The following is an 18,125-nucleotide window of genomic DNA, read 5'->3' as shown; positions in this document are numbered from 1 at the left end:
GTGAGCGTCCGTTGTGGCAGGGTCGGATCGTGCCCTTTGATCACAACGACCACTATCACCGTCTGCTGTTGCGTCAGGTGCCGCGGAATTGCGGTGCGGCCCTGGACGTCGGCTGTGGGACCGGCCGATTCGCTCGTCGGCTCGCTCACCTGGGCATGGAGGTCGATGCGATCGACCCGTCGGAAGAGGCCATCGCGGAGGCCCGTGCGCTGTCGGAGCGGATGGCCGGTGACCGGAGCCCACGCTTCCAGCACGCGGACGTCACCGAAGTCCAACTGCCCCAAGCGCACTACGACTTCATCTCGTGCCTCGCCAGCATCCATCACATGCCCTTCGGGACCGTAGCCGCACTGCGCGACGCACTCGCGCCCGGCGGCGTCCTCGTGATCTTGGGATGCTATCCGGAGAAGACCCGCCTCGACTGGGCTTGGAGCCTGGCGGCCGTGCCCGTCAACGCCGTCGCCAGGCTGACCGTCGCCTTCACGGACAAGCTTCGCCCCGCCGCCGCTGCGGCCGGTCGAGAACGAGTGAAAGCACCGGTGCGGCAGCCAACCGTTCCCCTGCTGCATATCCGTCGGGAGGCCGCGGTCCTGCTACCTGGATGCAGCATCCGTAGGCGCCTCTTCTGGCGCTATCTGCTCGTCTTTCGCAAGGGCGGTGACGGGCCTGAGGGCGCTGTCGAAGTGATGACGCGGGCTAGGAGCCTGTCTCAGTAACCGGCAACCCGGTTGTGTTTCATGATCAGTCGTACGGGTGATCAGCGTATGCGTGGCGGGGATGGGCGGGCTGTTCGACGTTGAGCCGCGAGGTTCTCGACCCCGGACCAGCCGGCTACCCGTTACCGGGAGACGCCTTCCTGGCTACCCAGGCCTCGGTGCAGCTTCCGCTTCCCTCACCGTTCGCGGCCTGCTGGAGCAGGCTGTACAGGGTCTCGCGCTCTGTTGCGTCGAGTGCGGCGAGCACCTCGTTCTCCGCTGCGGCGAGCGCGCACTCGGCCTTGTCGAGCAGTTCGAGGCCGTTCGCGGTGATCTCCACGACATGGCGGCGGCGGTCCTGGGGAGAGCGCCGCCGCTCGATCAGCTGCTCGGCCTCCAGGTCGTTGACGGCTCGTGGGCCTACCGCCCGCGCACTGGCAGCCTGGAGATCTCCTGCACCGGGAGCTGCCCGTGAGCGGGACCTGTTCGTCTGCCCGGTCACTGTGCGATCGGGGTCGTCTGCCGGCCTCGGTTACGAATGCGTCTGCGACCACGCCCCCAGCGCCCTGGCCGAGCGCTACCACGCCTTCCGCTACCTCGACCGCACCCGGGGCCCGCGGAAAGCCCGGCGGAGCAGACCTGGCCGTGGGCGTATGCGACGGTCCCGGACGGTGTCCCCTGCGGCGCGTCGGTGGCGCCGTAAGGGGGTACTCGTCGGTCCTCGGAGCCGGGCTCGTCCCCGAAGGCACACGGAGGTGGCCACGGCTTACTGCGCCGGAGAAGTCACAACGACGATTCCGGTGACCACACCGGAAGCCGGGTGAGGCGGTGGGCATGGTCGGCGATCTCGACGACGAACTGCGGGCGCGGCGACAGGGCGAAAGCGGTCACCGGTCGATGCCGCACACCGCCGACACGCGGGTACAGGCGTGGGGTCCCACCCGGGACGAGTGCCTGGCCGAGGCGGCGCGCGGGATGGTGGGATGCTTCGCCGAGGTCTCGGACGTAGGGCCGACCGCTGTCGAGCGGGTGCGGCTGGCGCCGAGCGGCGACGAGGACCTGCTGATCGCGTTGCTGGACGAGGTGGTCTACCGGGTGGAGGTGGCGGGCCGGGTGCCGGTGGACGTGGAAGTGGAGACCGCCGCCGACGGCGCGCTGGAGGTGCGGCTGGCGGTCACGGACCTGACGGACGTCGACATCATCGGCGCCGTACCGAAAGGGGTCTCCTGGCAGGGCCTGCACATCGGACCGGATCCGCACGGCTGGTCCTGCACGGTGATCGTCGACGTCTGACCGGCGAAGTCGGCGCACCCCAGCCGGACCCCGTCGTACCCCGTCGTGCCCGGCACCGGACGGATCGCGCCGCGAAGCCGGCCCCGCCGACCGCTGCCGCCCGCCGGGGCCGAGTCACCCTTTGACCACCCCGAGCGGGACGAGCCGGGCGATCTTGCGGCACAACCCCGCCCCCTCGCTCGCGGCCACGACGGCGTCGACGTCCTTGTACGCCTCCGGGGTCTCCTCGGTCAGACCGCGCCAGGACTTCGGACGGGCGGCGATGCCGGCCTGGCGCAGACGCGCCCGCAGTTGGCTGCCGGTGACGGTGCGCGCGGCCTGATGGCGGCTCATGGTGCGGCCCGCGCCGTGGCAGGTGGAGAAGAAGGCGTCGCCCCCGGCCACACCCGCCAGCACGTACGAGGCCGTGCCGAGGGTGCCGGGGATCAGCACCGGCTGCCCGAACTCCCGGATGTCCTCGGGCAGTTCGGGATGTCCGGGCGGGAAGGCCCGGGTGGCGCCCTTACGGTGCACGCACAGCTGCCGCCGGGCTCCGTCCACCGGATGCGTCTCGATCTTGGCGAGGTTGTGCGAGACGTCGTACACCAGCGACAGCCGGGCACCCGCCGCGCGCCGGAAGACGTCACGGGTCGCGTCGGACAGCAACTGGCGGTTCGCCCGGCCGTAGTTGGCGGCCGCGGCCATCGCCCCGAGATACGCCCGTCCCTCGGGGGAGTGCACCGGGGTGCAGGCCAGCTGCCGGTCGGGCACCGTGATGCCGTAACGGGCCATGGCGCCGTCCATCAGGCGTACGTGGTCGGTGCAGATCTGGTGCCCGAGCCCGCGAGAACCGCAGTGGATCATCACGCACACCTGGTCCGGGGCGATTCCGAAGGCGGCCGCCGTGGCCTCGTCGTACACCTCGTCGACCCGCTGCACCTCCAGGAAGTGGTTGGCGGAGCCAAGGCTGCCCACCTGGACGAGGCCGCGCTCCCGAGCCCGCTGCCCGACCTGCGTCACATCGGCGTCTGCGACCGCACCGCCGTCCTCGCAGCGCAGTAGATCGCGTTCCTCCCCATGCCCCCGGTCCACGGCGAAGCGGGAGCCCCCGGCCAGCAGCCGCTCCAGATCTCCGGCACCCTCCGGCCGCCACACGCCACCGGGGCCGGCTCCGCGCGGAATCGCCCGGTCCAGGCCGTCCATGACCGCGGGCAGCGCGGACCGGAACGTCTCGTAGTCGCAGTCGGCGGCCAGCAGCCGCACCCCGCAGGAGATGTCGAAGCCGACACCGCCCGGTGAGACCACACCGCCGTCGGCCACGTCGGTGGCCGCGACGCCGCCGATGGGGAAGCCGTAACCCCAGTGGATGTCCGGCATGGCGTACGAGGCGGCGACGATGCCGGGCAGGGCGGCCACGTGGGCGACCTGCTCCAGGGACTGCTCGGCGTCGGCGAGCAGCTCGCGGGAGGCGAACACGATCCCGGGCACCCGCATGCCCGCCTGCGGATCGATGCGGTACCGGAAGGGGCGTTCCTCGACCAACTCCATGGCGAACCTCCCGCGCCAAGACGGCTCGTTGAGCGTGTCGCGTCGGTCCCGTGCAGCGCCGCGAGCGCGTCCTCGTCCGTCAACTGCTCGAAGTCCTCGTACGAGTTGCACGCGTCTGGCCGACGCAGGCAGAGCATGTCGTCGGTCTTGCCGCGCAGCAGGTCGGCCGTATACGGCGCACACACCGGCACCGCGAGGACCACGCGCGCGGGCACCTGACCGCGGCACGCGCTGTGGATCCGGTGGCCAGGCCGTCACCGACGACGATCGCGGTATGCCCCGTCAGGTCGGGAACCGGGCAGCCCCGTCGATAGCGTTCCTCCCGGCGATGCGCCTCGGCCCGTTCCCGCTCCACGAGGTCGAAGAGCAGAGGGTCCTCGCCCCCCGGCGCGTCGACGCCCACTTCCTCCGGGAACGGCACCCCGATCGAGCGGGTGACCAGCACGTCCAGCGGCGCATCGAGGGCCTCTGCCACCGCGCGGGCCATCGCCACGCCGCCGCGGGGCAGGGCCAGGACGGCCGGATACGGCAGCGCGCCCTTCTCCGGCCTGACGCGCAGCCGCGCGGCGAGCTCCCGGCCTGCCTGCCTGCGGTCTCGGAACGGCATGTGCTGACCGCTCCTTGCATCGTCATGGGATCAACGGTGGCCACGTGCCCGGGGCTCTGGCCCGCGGTGGCCACGACACCTTGCTCGAGGTCTGCGTCATCTGCTCCAGCAGCGGATCGACCGGCATCCTTCTTTGCCGTCGCCGGGTACCCGACGAGGTGCCGCACCACACCTGCGCACGGGAGAGACGGTTACGCGGCAAGCGGTACGGCTGCGCTGTCGACGTTCGCCGCGTCCTCGCCGGGCTTGCTGCCCTCTGCGGCCGAGTCTCCAGCCGGCGTGTCGTGATATGTCCCGCCGATGCCGTTTTCCTCCACGGCCCACGGGCACCCGGGGCCGGAATCGCGCACCCTTGGGGGACCGACATCCGGAGGGCACCGTGACGCTCTCGGAGACTCTGCCGGCGGCCCAGCTGCCCGCTCCCCTGGACGAGGCCCTGCGCCCCGACCGGGGACGCACGGGTTCCTCCGGCTGCGCGCGGTTCCTCAGCCGGGTGGCCCAGGAGACAGACGCCCGGCCACGCCCCGCGGAGGGCGACACGAATGCCGTGCCGTCCACCATCGCCGACGCGGTCTGCGGCGGGCAGGTCAACCATCCGCGTGGTGTGCCAGCCGCGCTGCACCCGCCACGCCCTCCGCCACCGGCATCGACCGCGAGCAGATCTCCGCACAGGCCCAGGCCTGCTGCACCACGCCGCCGCGGGGCACGCTCCCCGACCGCACCTCGGCACGCAACGCGGGAGGTCCGATGAAGCAGTGGCTGCGGCTGACACTCCTCGGAGTGGGAGCGATGAACTCACCCCGGTTCGCTCCGGCGGGCCTGCTGCTGCGATGTGCCGGGCACAAGGTGGCCTTCGACGGCGGACCCGGGGCCGAACCGCCACCCGGGCGGCTGGACGCATGGCTGGTCACAGACGAACACTCCGAGCTGCGGTCGGTACTGCGGCGAACGGCGGCCACGCGCGGGGCCGATATCCTCGCCGGCGATCTGCAGATCGGGGAGGTTGTGGTGCGCTGCCTTCCCGTGGTCCATACCTCGCACCCCGCGTTCGGATACCGCATCGAGGCCGGAGACACGGTGGCCGTCTGGGCACCGGAGTTCTGGGAATTTCCGGCCTGGGCCGCGGGGGCGGACCTGATGTTCGCCGAGGCCGCGGCCTGGGACCGGCCCATACGGTTCCGGGGCGGCGTGGGCGGTCACGCAAGCGTCCGCGCCGTAGCCGAACAAGCCGCACACCATCGAGTACGGCGCCTGGTCTACGCCCATATCGGGCGCCCCAGCCTGCGCGCGATCGACGCCGGTGCCAAGCCGCCCGCCGGAGAATGGGGCGTGCAAGGCCATACGTACTCCCTGCCCTTCAGCCATGAGCCGAACGGGGCGGTATCGCCAGGCGCGCGGACGCACCCATAGCGGCGCCCCGGTAGCACCCGAGTACGGCTCGGCGGCCTCACGAGAACGCGGAGATCTTCCACCGGCTGCACATGCCGCGCGGCAAGCACCCCATGCAACCACTGACGGAGGGCGAGTGGCGGTGAGCCAAGCCGTCGCTCGGGCAGGGGCATGCGGCGCCAGCACGTGTCTGCCGCTCACGTTCAATGGTTCGGCGGTTCCAGAGCAGGCGTCCCGGCAGAGCTTTCACCCGATTCCACGGGCACCGGCAGCGGCTGCCGCCAAGGCGTGGACGTGTCGGTCTTCGGTGCACTCCGGCGAAGCCTCTGGGCCGTGTCCCTGCCTTCGTCATCGGTCCGCGTGACGACAGCGAGAAGGCGGAAGGGTGCGGACGGCCACAGCTCGACGCACACCACGGGTCTGCCCGGCCTCACCGCGACGAAGTCCTTCCCGCCCTGATGGCCGCGCCTGCCGAGGCACAGGGCGCCGGGGACGCAGACGCCCCGCTCATGGATGCCACGCAGGGCCCGCCACCAGTCCGGTTCAACGGTCACCCGCTGCACTGCCGCCAGCGGCACACGCACGTCACCGCCGCGCACGGCCGCCTTCTCCCACCAGGCCAGCCGTACGACCAGGTCATCACCCTCAACGAGCATGCGCGCCATCGCCATGCGCCTCCCCGGACAGGCACTGGGGGGCTACGAACAGCACGAGTGACCTCAACGGGACGTACGCAAACACCAGGCAGTGCAGCCAAGGAGGCGTCGGAAGGGTCCGTATCGCCGTGATGTCTCTGATGCCCGCTGGGCCTTGATCGAGCGACTTCCCGCGCGAGTCCGCCTCGGCCGGGCCGGCAAAGGCGGGCTGGAGCGCGGTAATCGGGCTGTGAGCGAGCGCGTCAATGGAGGGAACTCGGGCTTGTCGGCGGCGCCCCTCTGGGAAGCGAGCGGAACCTTCGTGGCGGCTTCAGCGGGTCCTGGCGCTCGTGAGGGTGTTCCCGCCGGGGGCGTGGTGGGTCGTATTCGTCGGCTGCTGCCCGCGTAGTGCGGTGGTTGGTGGGTTTGCTGGGGGGTGTGGGTGTTATTTGAGGTGGGCGAAGACGACGAGGTTGTCGGTGTAGTCCTTGGCGGCGCGGTCGTAGTCGCCCGCGCAGGTGATGAGGCGGATCTGGGCTTGGGGTGTGTCGGCGTAGACGCGCTGGTCGGGGAAGTCGTCTTTGGCGAAGCTTTCGACGCTGTCGACGACGAAGGTTGCCGTGCGTCTGTCGGCGCGTTTGATGCGGAAGACTTCGCCCTTTTTCAGGTCGGCGAGGTCGGCGAAGACGGCGGGGGAGGTGGCGGTGTCGACGTGCCCGGCGACGACCGAGGTGCCTGCTTCTCCGGGGGTGGGGCCTTTGGCGAACCAGCCGACGAGGTTGGTGTTGTCGGCGGGCGGGGGGTCGAGTTGCCCGGTGCGGCCGATGGCGAGTTCGGTGAAGGGGGCGTCGACGGAGATCTTCGGGATCAGCAGCCGTACGGGTTTGGAGCGGGGCAGGTGCTTGGGTGCGGGATGACGGGCCGGCTGGCCTGCGGGCGGTGTTGATGCGGTGGCGCTTCGTGCGGGGGGTGGGGTCGGCTCGTCGTCGCTGAAGACGGTCATGGCCAGCACGGTGAGGGCGACGCATGTCATGACCAGCACCCAGGCGCGGAATCTGGACTTGGCCCGGGCCGTGTCAGAGGGGGGAGTCGTCATGGGGGTGTGTCCACCTCGAGCGGGTACGGCGGTGGTGCGGGTGGGGGCGGTTCGATGGGGGCCGTGGGCCGCCACGCGGCAGGTGCGTGGCGGCCGCGGTGGCTATGGCGTGGGGCATGGTCAGGCCAGGGTGGTGGAGTTCTTGCGGCGGCGGGCCGCGTACAGGCCGGTGCCGGCGACGGCGAGGACGGCAAGGCCGCCGGCGGTCACTGTGGGTGTGGCCAGTGCGCCGCCTCCGGTGTGCATGCCGCCCTTGGGCTTGTCGTGGTCGCCCTTCCAGGAGTTTTCGTCGTGGTCGTCCTTCCAGGTGTTCTCGTCGTGCTTGCCGTTCCAGTCCTCCTCGTCCTTCTTTTCGTGCTTGGTGCCGTTCCAGGAGTCCTCGCTGTCGTGCCCGTAGTCCTGGTTGCTGTCGTGGTCCTTGCTGTGGGAGGAGTCTTCGTGGTCGTTGCCGGGTGCGGTGGCGTAGGCGGCGGGAGCGCCGAGGAGGAGGGCGGCGGTGGCTGCCGCGGTGGCGAGCAGGGTGCGTGCAGGGTGCATGTGTGATCCTTTTCTGCCGGCGGGGGGTGGCTGACGCGGTATCAGCTGGTTGCGGTCCCGCTCCGACGTGATCCACGCTCGGTGGGGAACGGGCCGCCCGCCACTTGGGGCGACCCGCCGGGTGACGGACCGTCGGCTACCTGCCACACCGTCAGGCATTGGCCTGACGCGCCGTGAGAGGGCCGACTGGGGTCCCGATGCGACATCCCTGGGTTGAGCACCAGGCGCGCCACCGGGGGACGGTGAAGCAGGGCGAGGTGCTCGGCCTGGGGTTCAAGGACCGTCGTCGAACGGCTCATCCCCGGTGCCCACGGCACTCTCGCGTATCCGGGACGCCCCGACGCCCCGACGCGCCCCGACGCCCTGGCACCGTGTGTCTGCACGGAGCGAGGCACGTACCGCAGCCTCCATGGTCTGCTTCGAAGGTGCTGGGGGTTCACAACTTCGGTGTCCTTGCCTGCTGCTGTGACCTGCTGGTCTCCTGGGATGTCGCACGCTGGCTGGGGTGCCTGCTGTCTCACGGACAGGGTCTGCTCCCGCCCCGAAGAGCCGGCCCAGCCGGCGAGCGGTCACGGCGTTCTCCCACGGCGTTTCCCGGCGGGCAGGCATTTGGTGCCCGGCTGACATGCACGGTGATGCCGGCGCCGTGGTGCGCCTGCACAGACCCCGCCGCTGCCCGGACGGCGGAGTGGGGCGGGTGGTGCGGGTCACGGGCTTCGCGTCACGTACGACTGGAGGCGAGACGGTTCGTCTTGTTATGGTGGGGGCATGGCTTTCATTTTCTTCGTCTGAGTCCGGGCACGGCCGGTGCCGCCGTTTCTGCCGCCCGTAGACCCTTCGTATGTCCAGGAAAGTCATATGCGCGACCGTGCCCATACCCCCCTGCCCGCCGTCGGCTCCGACGGCGTGGCGCAGCTGTCCGTCAAGGACGTCACCAAGTCCTATGGCACCCACACCGTTCTCGACCAGGTCTGCTTCACGGTCCGGCCGGGCGAGAGGGCTGCCGTCATCGGCGAGAACGGTTCCGGCAAGTCCACCGTGCTGCGGCTGCTCGCCGCAGCCGAGATCCCGGACGCCGGGGAGATCACCGTCAGCTTCCCCGGCGGCACCGGCCACCTCGCCCAGACACCCGGCCTCGATGCGGCCTGTACCGTGCAGGACGCCGTCGACCTGGCCCTGAGCGAACTGCGCGATATGGAGCGAAGGCTCCGTGCGGCAGAGGAGTCCCTGGCAGAGGCGACGGCCGAGGAACTCGCCGCGTACGGCGAACTGCTGACCGCATACGAGGAACGCGGCGGATACCAGGCGGACGCCCGCGTGGATGCCGCGATGCACGGGCTCGGACTCGCGCGGATCACCCGTGACCGCCTGCTCGGCTCGCTGTCCGGCGGCGAGCAGTCGCGGCTCGCACTCGCCTGTGTCCTGGCCGCCGCCCCCGAACTGCTGCTCCTGGATGAACCGACCAACCACCTCGACGCGGCGGCCGTGCGCTGGCTGGAGGAGCACCTGCGCGCACACCGCGGCACTGTCGTCGCGGTCACCCACGACAGCGGCTTCCTGGAGCGCATCGCCACCACGATCCTCGAGGTCGACCGGGATGAGCGCACCGTGCGCCGATACGGCGACGGCTGGGCCGGCTACCGCGCCGCGAAGGCCACCGCCCGGCGCGGCGCAGGGCAGCGATACGCGGACTGGGCCGAGGAGGTGGCCCGCATGGAAGAACTCCTCCAGGCCGCAGGCAGGCGGCTCGCCACCACCGGCCGCGACCCGAGGCAGGGTTTCGGCAAGCACCGCCGCTCCAGCGAGGCGAAGCTCGGCGGGCAGGTGCGCTCCGTCCGGGAGCGCCTGGCCCAGCTGCGGCGCAACCCCGTGCCGAAGCCGCCGGCACCGCTCCGTTTCACGACGGCACTGGCAGCAGCAGACGGCCCGGCCGAGGGCCCCCTCGCCGCGCTCGACAACGTACGGGTCGGCGAACGGCTGCGTCTGGACGGGCTCCTGGCGATCGCGCCCGGACAGCGGCTGCTGGTCACGGGCGAGAACGGCGCGGGCAAGACCACGCTGCTGCGTGTCCTGGCGGGCGACCTGGAGCCGGACGCGGGCACCGCACACCGCCCCGCCCGGACCGGCTACCTCGCGCAGGAACTGCCCGCGCACCCCACGCGTCTCCCGCTGCTCGCCGCGTTCGCTGCCGGCCGGCCGGGACTGCCGGACGAGTACGCCGAACAGCTCCTGGCCCTGGGCCTGTTCCGCGAGGAAGATCTGCACACCCCGGTCGCCGCCCTGTCCGCGGGACAGCAGCGGCGACTGCAGATCGCGACCCTGGTGACCCGGCCCGCGGACCTCCTCGTCCTTGACGAGCCGACCAACCACATCGCACTCGACCTGGTCGAGGACCTTCAGACCGCGCTCGCGGCATACCCGGGGGCGGTGGTCGCGGTCTCGCACGACCGGAGCTTTTGCTCACGCTTCGAAGGCGAGCAGCTGGAGCTGCATGCCGGCCGCAGAAGCTGACCTGTCCGGGCCCTTCGCCGCCGCGCACAGCCCTTGCCGCGCCCTGCCCCACAGCGGCAAAACCTACTGATCCACCGCACTGACGGGTGACGTATTCCCACGGCTGCTACCAGATTCATTCGCAGTGCATCGGGCTTCAGCCCGGTGGTGAAGCGAATCTTGTCGTGGCGACGCGGAGCGTCGCGGAATCTTGGTCGGCGGAGCTGGACATTGTGTGTTCACCATCCGTGGCGCGGAGCGCCGCGATGGCCGGTCCCGGCGGAGCCGGGCGATGCTCACGCGGGCCGGTTCTGTTGCTCGATGTACTGCCTGACGACGGAGAACGGCGCGCCACCGACGGTGCCGGCGAAGTAGGAACCGGACCAGAGCTTGTTGGCCCGCCAGTAGTGGCGTACCAGGTCGGGGAATTCCTGGCGCAGACGGCGGGAGGAGACACCCTTGAGGGAGTTGACGAGCTTGGTGACGGCGACCTCGGGCGGGAAGTTCACCAGGAGGTGGACGTGGCTGTCCTCGCCGTTGAACTCCACCAGCTCGCACTCGAAGTCCGCGCACACCGACCGCATGATCTCCACCATGCGTCTCAAGTGAGCATCCGTGAACACCTTGTGCCGAACCTGGTCACGAAGACCAAGTGCACATGCATCACGAAAACACAGTGCCGGCCAGTTCTGATCGTCTGCATCTCGCCCATAACCCAAGTATGTATCGTGGCCGTCATGCAGCTTCGGTACGCCTTCAGGCTGTACCCGGACTCCGGCCAACGCACCGCACTGGCCAAGGCGTTCGGGTGCGCCCGCGTCGTATTCAATGACGCGGTGCGTGCCAGAGAGGACGCCCGCCGTGCGGGCGGGGCATTCCCGGCGGCCGGCGCACTGTCCAGGAAGCTGATCACCGAGGCGAAACAGACCGACGCACGGTCGTGGCTGGGCGAGGTCTCCGCCGTCGTGCTCCAGCAGTCCCTGCGTGATGCCGAGACGGCCTACAAGAACTACTTCGCCTCCCTCAAAGGCGAACGGAAGGGCGCGAAGAGCGGTGCGCCCCGATTCAAGTCCCGCAAGGACGCCCGGCAGTCGATCCGTTTCACCGCCAACGCCCGCTGGTCGGTCACTGCCTCCGGGAGGCTGAACCTTCCCAAGGTCGGCGCGGTGAAGGTGAAGTGGTCACGCACCCTACCCGCCACCCCGACCTCGGTCACCGTGATCAAGGACGCGGCCGGGCGGTACTTCGCCTCCTTCGTCATCGACACCGACCCGGCGGCCGACGCCACCCGCATGCCCGACACCGACCAGACGGTCGGCATCGACCTCGGGCTGACGCACTTCGCCGTCCTCTCCGACGGCACGACAATCGACTCCCCGAGGTTTCTGCGCCGCGCCGAGAAGAAGCTGAAGAAGGCCCAGCGGGAGCTGTCCCGCAAACAGAAAGGATCCAAGAACCGCGAGAAGGCCCGCCTGAAGGTCGCCCGCGCCCACGCACAAGTCACGGACGCCCGCCGTGAGTTCCACCACCAGCTCTCCACGAAGCTGATCCGCGACAACCAAGCGATCGGCGTGGAAGACCTGGCGGTCAAAGCACTCGCACGCACAAGACTGGCCAAGATTGTGCATGACGCCGGCTGGGCACAGTTCGTGCACATGCTGGAGTACAAAGCGGTCAGGTACGGGCGGTACTTGGTGAAGATCGGCAGGTTCGAGCCGACCTCCCAGACCTGTTCAGCCTGCGGGGTCAAGGATGGCCCCAAACCTCTCCACATCAGGCAGTGGACCTGTGCCGCCTGCGGTGCGGTCCATGACCGGGACCACAACGCCGCGAAGAACGTGAAAACGGCCGCCGGACTGGCGGTTACAGCCTGTGGAGCGCAGGTAAGACCAGGACTCGTCCCGGCACAGCGCGACGAAGCAGGAAGCCATGGATTCTCACCCGAACCCCGTGCCGCGTAGCGGCACAGCAACGGACGAGAAGGCCAGAATCCTCGGGCTTCAGCCCGAGGAGCAAGTCAAGGACCGGCGACCTACACGCAGCGGCTGACGGTGCCGCGCCACCGGGCCGCCCTCGCCGTTCCCCGGGCCCGCACCGTGGCCGGCGCCCCAGCGGCCGGCTCGGACAACGACTCGGTCGAGGTACTGCGGCGTGCCGAGTGCGGCGAGATCCTGGAAGAGGTGTACGACCGCTATCGCCGCGCCCAGCCCGGCGCGCTGTCCCGGCCGCACCGCTGGTGGGCCCTGCGCGCGGGCCAGCCCCCGATCTCACCGGCGCCGCGCTACGTCGCCGTCCACCGTGACGCCGACGGCGTCCCGGACGGGTACGCCAGCTACTCGATCGGCGAGTCCAACACCTTGACGGTCGACGAGACCATCGCCACCGACGACGCCGTCTTCACGGCCCTGGCCCGGTTCGTACTCGGACACGACCTGGTCTCTGAGGTCGTGTTCAAGCACGTCCCGCCCGAGCACCCGCTGCGCTGGCAGCTTGCGGACTTCCGCGCAGGCGAGGTGGGCGGCGACATGGACTGGCTCTACGTACGGCTGCTGGACGTCCCGCGTGCGCTGACCGCACGTGGCTGGTTCACGGACGGCGAACTCGTCCTCGACGTCGACGACCCGTTCCTCGGCGAACACGGCCGCTACCTGCTGACCGTCCAGGACGGCAAGGCCGACTGTGTGCCGACGGGCCGGGAGCCCGACCTGTCCCTGGACATACGCGACCTGGGCTCGATCTATCTCGGCGGCACCGCCCCGAGCACGCTGGTGCGTGCCCGACACATCCGGGCCCACCACCCGAGCGCGGCCCCCCTCGCCGACGCCCTCTTCCGCACCGACCGTCCCCCGCACTGCCTGCACTGGTTCTGACCGCGCGCTCGCCGGCCCCGTACGAAGGGGCGCGCCGTCACGAACGGCCGGACAGCCTGGCCTGTCTGCGGCGGCTCGAATGAAGACCCTTAATCCGACGACCACCCTCACCATGGCCTTGGCGCCAGCCGGGGGACAGGCGGTAATCCTGAGCAGGGTCTGTCAGAAGCGTTGACTGGGTCGTGCCCGGATCTTATCTTCTGGCCGGACATCCGAATCATGTTCGAAATACCGAAAGACAGTTGGGTTCGTACCTCTCCATCTCCGGCTCCATGACCGGTTCCACCCCCCAGAGGGAGTGAATCCTGTGCAACCTGAGCTCACCCGTCGAACGGTCCTCGGCGTGATCGCCGGCTCGGCCGGCGCCACCGTCTCCGGTGTCTGGGCCGGGAGCGCCCACGCCGCCGTACCCGCGTCGCCCGGGGTCACGTACACCAACACCATCGCCGAGCAGCGGGCCGACCCGCACATCTGGAAACACACCGACGGTTTCTACTACTTCACCGCCACGGTGCCGGCGTACGACCGCATCGTGCTGCGCCGCGCCACCACGATCCAGGGGCTCGCGTCGGCCGCCGAGACGACCATCTGGACCAAGCACTCCAGCGGTGAGATGGGCGCCCACATCTGGGCCCCGGAGATCCACTTCATCGACGGCAAGTGGTACATCTACTTCGCCGCGGGCGCCGCGAACGACATCTGGAAGATCCGGCCCTACGTCCTGGAGTGCACCGCCGCGAACCCGATCACGGGTGCCTGGACGGAGAAGGGCCGTATCGCGCTGCCGATGGACACGTTCTCGCTCGACGCGACGACCTTCGTCGTGAACGGCACGCGCTACCTCAGCTGGGCGCAGAACGACCCGGCCGTCGGCAGCGGTACCAACCTGTACATAGCGAGGATGTCCAGCCCCTGGACCATCACGGGCACCCCGGTCCGGATCAGCACCCCGACCGCATCCTGGGAGACCATCGGCCACCGGGTCAACGAGGGCCCGGCCGTGATCCAGCGGGGCGGCAAGGTCTTCATGACCTTCTCGGCCAGCGCCACAGACGCCAACTACTGCATGGGCATTCTGACCGCCTCCGCATCCGCCGACCTAATGAACGCCTCGTCCTGGACCAAGACCGCCGCCCCGGTCTTCGCGAGCAACGCCGCCACCAGCCAGTACGGCCCCGGCCACAACCAGTTCACGGTTTCCGAGGACGGCAGGTCGGACATCCTCGTGTACCACGACCGCGGCTACAAGGACATCAGCGGCGACCCCCTCAACGACCCCAACCGCCGCACCCGCGTCCAGAAGATCTACTGGAAGGCCGACGGCACACCCGACTTCGGCATCCCGGTCGCCGACGGCCTCACGCCGATCCGGCTTTCGTCGTACAACGTGCCCGACCGGTTCATCCGGCACTGGGAGTACCGCGCCAGGATCGAGGCGAACGTCTCGCCGCTGGCCGACTCGCAGTTCCGCACGGTCACCGGTCTCGCCGGCAGCGGCACGCTCTCCCTGGAGTCGGCCAACTTCCCCGGCTACTACCTGCGCCACAGGAACTTCGAGGTGTGGGTGGAGAAGAACGACGGGACTGCCCAGTTCCGCAGCGACGCCTCCTTCACCGCCCGCGCCGGCCTCGCGGACCCCGCCGGGGTCTCCTACGAGTCGTACAACTTCCCGGGCCGCTACATCCGCCACTACAACTATCTGCTGCACATCCAGGCTCTCAGCACGGCGAACGACCGGGCCGACGCCACCTTCTACACTCAGTGAGCCACCGAAGAGCGCCTCCTGCGGACGCGCGCACCCGTCCGCCGCGGCGTCCTGCCAGGAGAGTTCACGTTCATCCATGACCGGGACGTCGGCAGAAACGAGGCGGTCCAGGCTGATTCGGCAGCACTTGATGGAGCGTCATCTATGGATGCGATGCGGTACGGCCCGCGCGTCACTGCCCCGCAAGTTTCCCGAGCCACGGATGTCCGGGATGAATGTGAGTCAGCCATCCGCCAAGAACGTCGCGCCGCGCCTGGCTCAGCAGCGGCAGGACCCCGTCGAAGTCCGCGTGGTCCTTGGGCCGCGACGCCTTCGCTTTGAACAGCAGCACGAGCTCGGGCATCAGATAGGGGATGCCGTCCGCGGTCCTCTCGATGATCGCGTCGTAGGGCATCCGTAGGCTCTCGTCCCGCCGGCAGATCCACGTCCCGCCCTGATGCGGCTCACGAAAGACATCGAAGAGAAACTGTCCGCTTGCTGGATCCCGCACCCAGGTCTGGTGAGTGGCAGCGAGCGCCTCAGCTCCTGCATTCGCCCAGACCCGTCCCGAGCCCACCGCGCATTGAGACCAGCCAACCGCTCCGCGATCTGTTCCGGCCGCCAGGCCGCCCAACGAGCATCCACTTCGTCGGCATCAAGGACAGTGCCGCCGGGTGGCACAGAAGCGGTCATCGGAACAACGTACTGCCTCAACTGATGGTTCAGAGAACTGACCTTCGCTGAATGTCGCGACTCGAAGATCTGGTGGATTGGAGTCCCTCGACCTGCCGTGCTGGCGGCTGTTGATCAGGAACGCGGCAGATGAAGCGACGTCCGCGTGTCGTCGACCTCCACGTCGTCGGTGAAGGCGCCGGCCGCCGACGCCCCACCGAGGAGCGCGAGGGCGAGCGCCACGGCCCCGGCGAGCGCCCAACGGGGCTGCCGAAACCTCCTGTTCCGTGGCGTGATCGTGGTCTTGGCGGGCCGCCCGCCGCACGCGATGGTCACGCGTGCATCCAGCCACGCCTCCGCCTCGTCCGCGCGCACCCCGCAGGCCGCCACGAACGCGGCGACCAACTCCTCACGGGGCAGCCGGTCCCTGCCGAGCATGGTCGATGCCGTGGAGTAGGGCAGGGTATGGCCGGCTTCCCTCGCGCGGCGTTCCAGTTGGCGGTAGCTGAGGCCCGACCACGCCTTGAGGCGGCGGAGCGCAGCCACGAAGGCGGCCGCGTCCGTGTCGACCGGTGTGGGTGGTGGTGTGGTCATCGTGGTCCCCCCTGTTGACCTGGACGTACACGGGCTCGCACAAGCTCGAACACCATAATGGCTTGAGGGACGGCGACAGTGGTGGTCAACCTCGGGGCGGATTCCCGATGTTGGAGGTCACATGGGTACGACTCTGTCCCGGCGCCGCCGTACGACCATCGCCCCTGCCGTCGCTGTTCTGCTCATGCTTGGTGGATGCGCCCAAGGGCCCGCTGTCGGGGAGTCGGCGGTGCCCGCCCCCAAGTCCCAGCCCCGTGACGGAGAGTCGGTCGCCGACTTCCTCCGCCGTACCCTGCTCGCCGGGCCCAGTGGCACCGTGATCGCCGCCCGCGGCGACCGGCTCGCGTACTGCGGCGGATTCGGAACGGCGGACCGAGCCGCCGGCACCCCCGCGAGCTGCCTGACCGTGTACGACGTCATGTCGATCACGAAGCAGTTCACCGCGGCCGCGGTCGTAAAGCTGGAGGTGATGGGACGGCTCCGGGTGAGCGATCCGATCAGCCGGTTCCTCGGAGGCGGGCGGCCCGTGCCCGAGGACAAGCGCGGCATCACGATCGAGCACCTGCTCACGCACACGTCGGGTCTGGTCGAGGCGCTCGGCGATGACTACGACCCCTTGTCGCGGGAGGAGTTGGTGCGCCGAGCCCTGTCGTCAAAGCTGCGGTCCGCGCCGGGCAAGGAGTTCCACTACTCCAACACCGGCTACAGCCTGCTCGCCGCGATCGTCGAGGAGGCGTCCGGGGAGACCTACGAACGGTTCCTCGCCCGGCACCTGTTCGCCCCGGCCGGGATGGAACAGACCGGATACGTGCTGCCCCGCTGGCCGCGGCACCTGATCGCGGTGGAGTACGACAGCAAGGGGCGCAGCAAGGGCAGGCCCTTCGATCACCCCTGGGCCGCCGACGGACCGTACTGGAACCTGCGCGGCAACGGCGGCATGCTCTCCACCGCCCAGGACATGCTCCGTTGGCACCATGCGCTCCTGGGCGACGAGATCCTGCCGACGCGGGCCAGGGACAAGCTCTTCGAACCTCGCGTACCAGAGCCGGGATCAGAAAACTCGTACGGATACGGCTCGAGCATTCGCGACACCCCGCACGGCCCTCTCGCCTGGCACGACGGCGGCAACGACTGGTCCCTGGGGCTCCTGAGCCGGTCCCTGCGCGACGACGTCCTCGTGTTCTGGATCAGCAACCACGCCTACCGCGACGGGAAATGGAACCTCGAGGACCGGGCGGAGGCGCTGACACTGGGTATCGCGGATCGTGTGCGCGCGGAGGGGCACTGACTGGTTGCCGGCACCGCAAGGCCGGCACCGTAGGCCAGGGGCGACTACCCGTAGCGTCCATCAAGGAAGGGCTGTGACCGGCGTGCGCGGGCCGGGTATGCCTCAGCCGTTGATGTCGAGTGCTGTTCCGTACAGGCGGTCGACCTTCAGCCGGATTACCACCCGGCGTTCGGTGACCAGCTGCTGAAGGAAGCCGTCTTCGTCCCGCGGCTTCGCGACCTCCGGGATCATGCTGAGCAGTTCCCGCCCGACCGCGTCGCCGGGAACCGTCGTCATCTGCGAGACCTCGGCCTCGCCCTCGGCGACAGCGAACGACCAGACGTCGCCGCCCTGCACATGCAGCGCCGCACGCGGGTCGTGCCGCAGGTGCTTGGCCTTGATGCGGTCGGCCGTCGTCGAGAGCCGCACGATGCGGGCCTCGGCGTCCCAGGTGTAGAGCATGGTGGTCAGGTGGGGGTGGCCGCTGCGCTTGATGGTGGCGAGGGTGCCGAACGGCTGCTGGCCGAGCAGGTCGGCGAGGGCCTCGTCGGACAGGGCGCGAGGTGCTGGACCTTGAGTCATGACCTGATCAACCTCCCTGCTGGCGCTGGAATTCCAGGGACTCCACGGCGGGGGCCGGGGGAGGGTGACGCCGGTGTGGGACGGTGTTGCGGTGTTGTGGTCGGCGGTGGGTTCGGGTCCCTGCTCA

The 18,125-nt window shown here is 69.7% G+C and carries 16 protein-coding genes and 3 pseudogenes; 9 read left to right on the top strand and 10 right to left on the bottom strand.

Features of this window, described 5'->3' with window-relative positions; genetic code table 11:
- Window positions 1-29: 29 nt before the first annotated feature.
- Entirely contained in the window at window positions 30-716 is a 687-nt protein-coding gene (locus OHT76_RS01240; protein ID WP_328868812.1) for a class I SAM-dependent methyltransferase, read from the top strand.
- A 115-nt stretch (window positions 717-831) separates the two neighbouring features.
- Here OHT76_RS01240 and OHT76_RS01235 read toward each other — a convergent pair whose 3' ends face one another.
- Window positions 832-1,197, bottom strand: a complete 366-nt coding sequence (locus OHT76_RS01235; RefSeq protein ID WP_328868811.1) for a MarR family winged helix-turn-helix transcriptional regulator — start codon at window positions 1,195-1,197, stop codon at window positions 832-834.
- Between the two features lie 332 nt (window positions 1,198-1,529).
- On the opposite strand from OHT76_RS01235, the gene OHT76_RS01230 reads away from it, so the two are divergent.
- Entirely contained in the window at window positions 1,530-1,988 is a 459-nt protein-coding gene (locus OHT76_RS01230; protein WP_328868810.1) for an archease, read from the top strand.
- A gap of 114 nt (window positions 1,989-2,102) precedes the next feature.
- Here the strand turns inward: OHT76_RS01230 and OHT76_RS01225 are convergent, their stop codons facing one another.
- Complete coding sequence (locus OHT76_RS01225) at window positions 2,103-3,515, bottom strand: RtcB family protein (protein WP_328868809.1); 1,413 nt, start codon at window positions 3,513-3,515, stop codon at window positions 2,103-2,105.
- 79 nt (window positions 3,516-3,594) lie between these two features.
- Window positions 3,595-4,122: a phosphoribosyltransferase family protein gene (locus OHT76_RS01220; protein WP_443049685.1), complete on the bottom strand. Its 528-nt coding sequence runs from the start codon at window positions 4,120-4,122 to the stop codon at window positions 3,595-3,597.
- Between the two features lie 289 nt (window positions 4,123-4,411).
- On the opposite strand from OHT76_RS01220, the gene OHT76_RS01215 reads away from it, so the two are divergent.
- Window positions 4,412-4,873, top strand: a complete 462-nt coding sequence (locus OHT76_RS01215) for a DUF2267 domain-containing protein (RefSeq protein ID WP_328868808.1) — start codon at window positions 4,412-4,414, stop codon at window positions 4,871-4,873.
- Window positions 4,870-5,532: a hypothetical protein gene (locus OHT76_RS01210; protein WP_328868807.1), complete on the top strand. Its 663-nt coding sequence runs from the start codon at window positions 4,870-4,872 to the stop codon at window positions 5,530-5,532. Before OHT76_RS01215 ends, OHT76_RS01210 begins: the two co-directional genes overlap by 4 nt.
- Window positions 5,533-5,714: 182 nt before the next feature.
- Here the strand turns inward: OHT76_RS01210 and OHT76_RS01205 are convergent, their stop codons facing one another.
- The 3 genes from OHT76_RS01205 to OHT76_RS01195 form a co-directional block, all read right to left on the bottom strand.
- Complete coding sequence (locus OHT76_RS01205) at window positions 5,715-6,182, bottom strand: hypothetical protein (RefSeq protein ID WP_328868806.1); 468 nt, start codon at window positions 6,180-6,182, stop codon at window positions 5,715-5,717.
- A 409-nt stretch (window positions 6,183-6,591) separates the two neighbouring features.
- Window positions 6,592-7,242, bottom strand: coding sequence for a class F sortase (locus tag OHT76_RS01200; RefSeq protein WP_328868805.1), 651 nt, complete (start codon window positions 7,240-7,242; stop codon window positions 6,592-6,594).
- Between the two features lie 120 nt (window positions 7,243-7,362).
- Window positions 7,363-7,779 carry a hypothetical protein gene (locus OHT76_RS01195; RefSeq protein WP_328868804.1) on the bottom strand — a complete coding sequence of 139 codons (417 nt, stop codon included), beginning with the start codon at window positions 7,777-7,779 and terminating at the stop codon, window positions 7,363-7,365.
- Between the two features lie 858 nt (window positions 7,780-8,637).
- Between OHT76_RS01195 and abc-f the strand changes: the two genes are divergently transcribed.
- Window positions 8,638-10,290: a ribosomal protection-like ABC-F family protein gene (abc-f, locus tag OHT76_RS01190; RefSeq protein WP_328868803.1), complete on the top strand. Its 1,653-nt coding sequence runs from the start codon at window positions 8,638-8,640 to the stop codon at window positions 10,288-10,290.
- Between the two features lie 275 nt (window positions 10,291-10,565).
- Here the strand turns inward: abc-f and tnpA are convergent.
- A pseudogene (gene tnpA, locus OHT76_RS01185) lies at window positions 10,566-10,981 on the bottom strand (IS200/IS605 family transposase).
- 25 nt (window positions 10,982-11,006) lie between these two features.
- Here tnpA and OHT76_RS01180 point away from each other — a divergent pair.
- The 3 genes and pseudogenes from OHT76_RS01180 (at window position 11,007) to OHT76_RS01170 (ending at window position 14,904) form a co-directional block, all read left to right on the top strand.
- Window positions 11,007-12,230: an RNA-guided endonuclease InsQ/TnpB family protein gene (locus OHT76_RS01180; protein WP_328868802.1), complete on the top strand. Its 1,224-nt coding sequence runs from the start codon at window positions 11,007-11,009 to the stop codon at window positions 12,228-12,230.
- 60 nt (window positions 12,231-12,290) lie between these two features.
- A pseudogene (locus OHT76_RS01175) lies at window positions 12,291-13,139 on the top strand (sterol carrier protein domain-containing protein); the annotation flags it as partial.
- A gap of 343 nt (window positions 13,140-13,482) precedes the next feature.
- A complete protein-coding gene (locus OHT76_RS01170) occupies window positions 13,483-14,904 on the top strand; it encodes a family 43 glycosylhydrolase (RefSeq protein WP_328876427.1) in 1,422 nt (473 codons plus the stop codon).
- 172 nt (window positions 14,905-15,076) lie between these two features.
- Here the strand turns inward: OHT76_RS01170 and OHT76_RS01165 are convergent.
- Window positions 15,077-15,576: pseudogene (locus OHT76_RS01165) on the bottom strand (hypothetical protein).
- A 114-nt stretch (window positions 15,577-15,690) separates the two neighbouring features.
- On the bottom strand, window positions 15,691-16,149 hold the full coding sequence (locus OHT76_RS01160) for a helix-turn-helix domain-containing protein (protein ID WP_328868801.1): 459 nt from the start codon (window positions 16,147-16,149) through the stop codon (window positions 15,691-15,693).
- A gap of 121 nt (window positions 16,150-16,270) precedes the next feature.
- On the opposite strand from OHT76_RS01160, the gene OHT76_RS01155 reads away from it, so the two are divergent.
- Entirely contained in the window at window positions 16,271-17,437 is a 1,167-nt protein-coding gene (locus OHT76_RS01155; protein WP_328868800.1) for a serine hydrolase domain-containing protein, read from the top strand.
- 102 nt (window positions 17,438-17,539) lie between these two features.
- Here OHT76_RS01155 and OHT76_RS01150 read toward each other — a convergent pair whose 3' ends face one another.
- Complete coding sequence (locus OHT76_RS01150) at window positions 17,540-17,998, bottom strand: PPOX class F420-dependent oxidoreductase (protein WP_328868799.1); 459 nt, start codon at window positions 17,996-17,998, stop codon at window positions 17,540-17,542.
- Between the last annotated feature and the right edge of the window lie 127 nt (window positions 17,999-18,125).

The organism is Streptomyces sp. NBC_00287 (assembly GCF_036173105.1).
Lineage (GTDB): Bacteria > Actinomycetota > Actinomycetes > Streptomycetales > Streptomycetaceae > Streptomyces.
The sequence above is the reverse complement of the archived record's forward strand: the minus strand, read 5'-3'. Positions and strand labels throughout refer to the sequence as shown.

What these genes read in the sequence shown, in the direction of transcription:
- OHT76_RS01205 (WP_328868806.1), bottom strand. Translation starts at nt 6,182, where the DNA reads ATGGCGATGGCGCGCATGCTCGTTGAGGGTGATGACCTGGTCGTACGG.
- OHT76_RS01220 (WP_443049685.1), bottom strand. Translation starts at nt 4,122, where the DNA reads ATGCCGTTCCGAGACCGCAGGCAGGCAGGCCGGGAGCTCGCCGCGCGG.
- OHT76_RS01150 (WP_328868799.1), bottom strand. Translation starts at nt 17,998, where the DNA reads ATGACTCAAGGTCCAGCACCTCGCGCCCTGTCCGACGAGGCCCTCGCC.
- OHT76_RS01200 (WP_328868805.1), bottom strand. Translation starts at nt 7,242, where the DNA reads ATGACGACTCCCCCCTCTGACACGGCCCGGGCCAAGTCCAGATTCCGC.
- OHT76_RS01230 (WP_328868810.1), top strand. Translation starts at nt 1,530, where the DNA reads ATGGTCGGCGATCTCGACGACGAACTGCGGGCGCGGCGACAGGGCGAA.
- abc-f (WP_328868803.1), top strand. Translation starts at nt 8,638, where the DNA reads ATGCGCGACCGTGCCCATACCCCCCTGCCCGCCGTCGGCTCCGACGGC.
- OHT76_RS01210 (WP_328868807.1), top strand. Translation starts at nt 4,870, where the DNA reads ATGAAGCAGTGGCTGCGGCTGACACTCCTCGGAGTGGGAGCGATGAAC.
- OHT76_RS01160 (WP_328868801.1), bottom strand. Translation starts at nt 16,149, where the DNA reads ATGACCACACCACCACCCACACCGGTCGACACGGACGCGGCCGCCTTC.
- OHT76_RS01215 (WP_328868808.1), top strand. Translation starts at nt 4,412, where the DNA reads ATGTCCCGCCGATGCCGTTTTCCTCCACGGCCCACGGGCACCCGGGGC.
- OHT76_RS01155 (WP_328868800.1), top strand. Translation starts at nt 16,271, where the DNA reads ATGGGTACGACTCTGTCCCGGCGCCGCCGTACGACCATCGCCCCTGCC.
- OHT76_RS01225 (WP_328868809.1), bottom strand. Translation starts at nt 3,515, where the DNA reads ATGGAGTTGGTCGAGGAACGCCCCTTCCGGTACCGCATCGATCCGCAG.
- OHT76_RS01180 (WP_328868802.1), top strand. Translation starts at nt 11,007, where the DNA reads ATGCAGCTTCGGTACGCCTTCAGGCTGTACCCGGACTCCGGCCAACGC.
- OHT76_RS01195 (WP_328868804.1), bottom strand. Translation starts at nt 7,779, where the DNA reads ATGCACCCTGCACGCACCCTGCTCGCCACCGCGGCAGCCACCGCCGCC.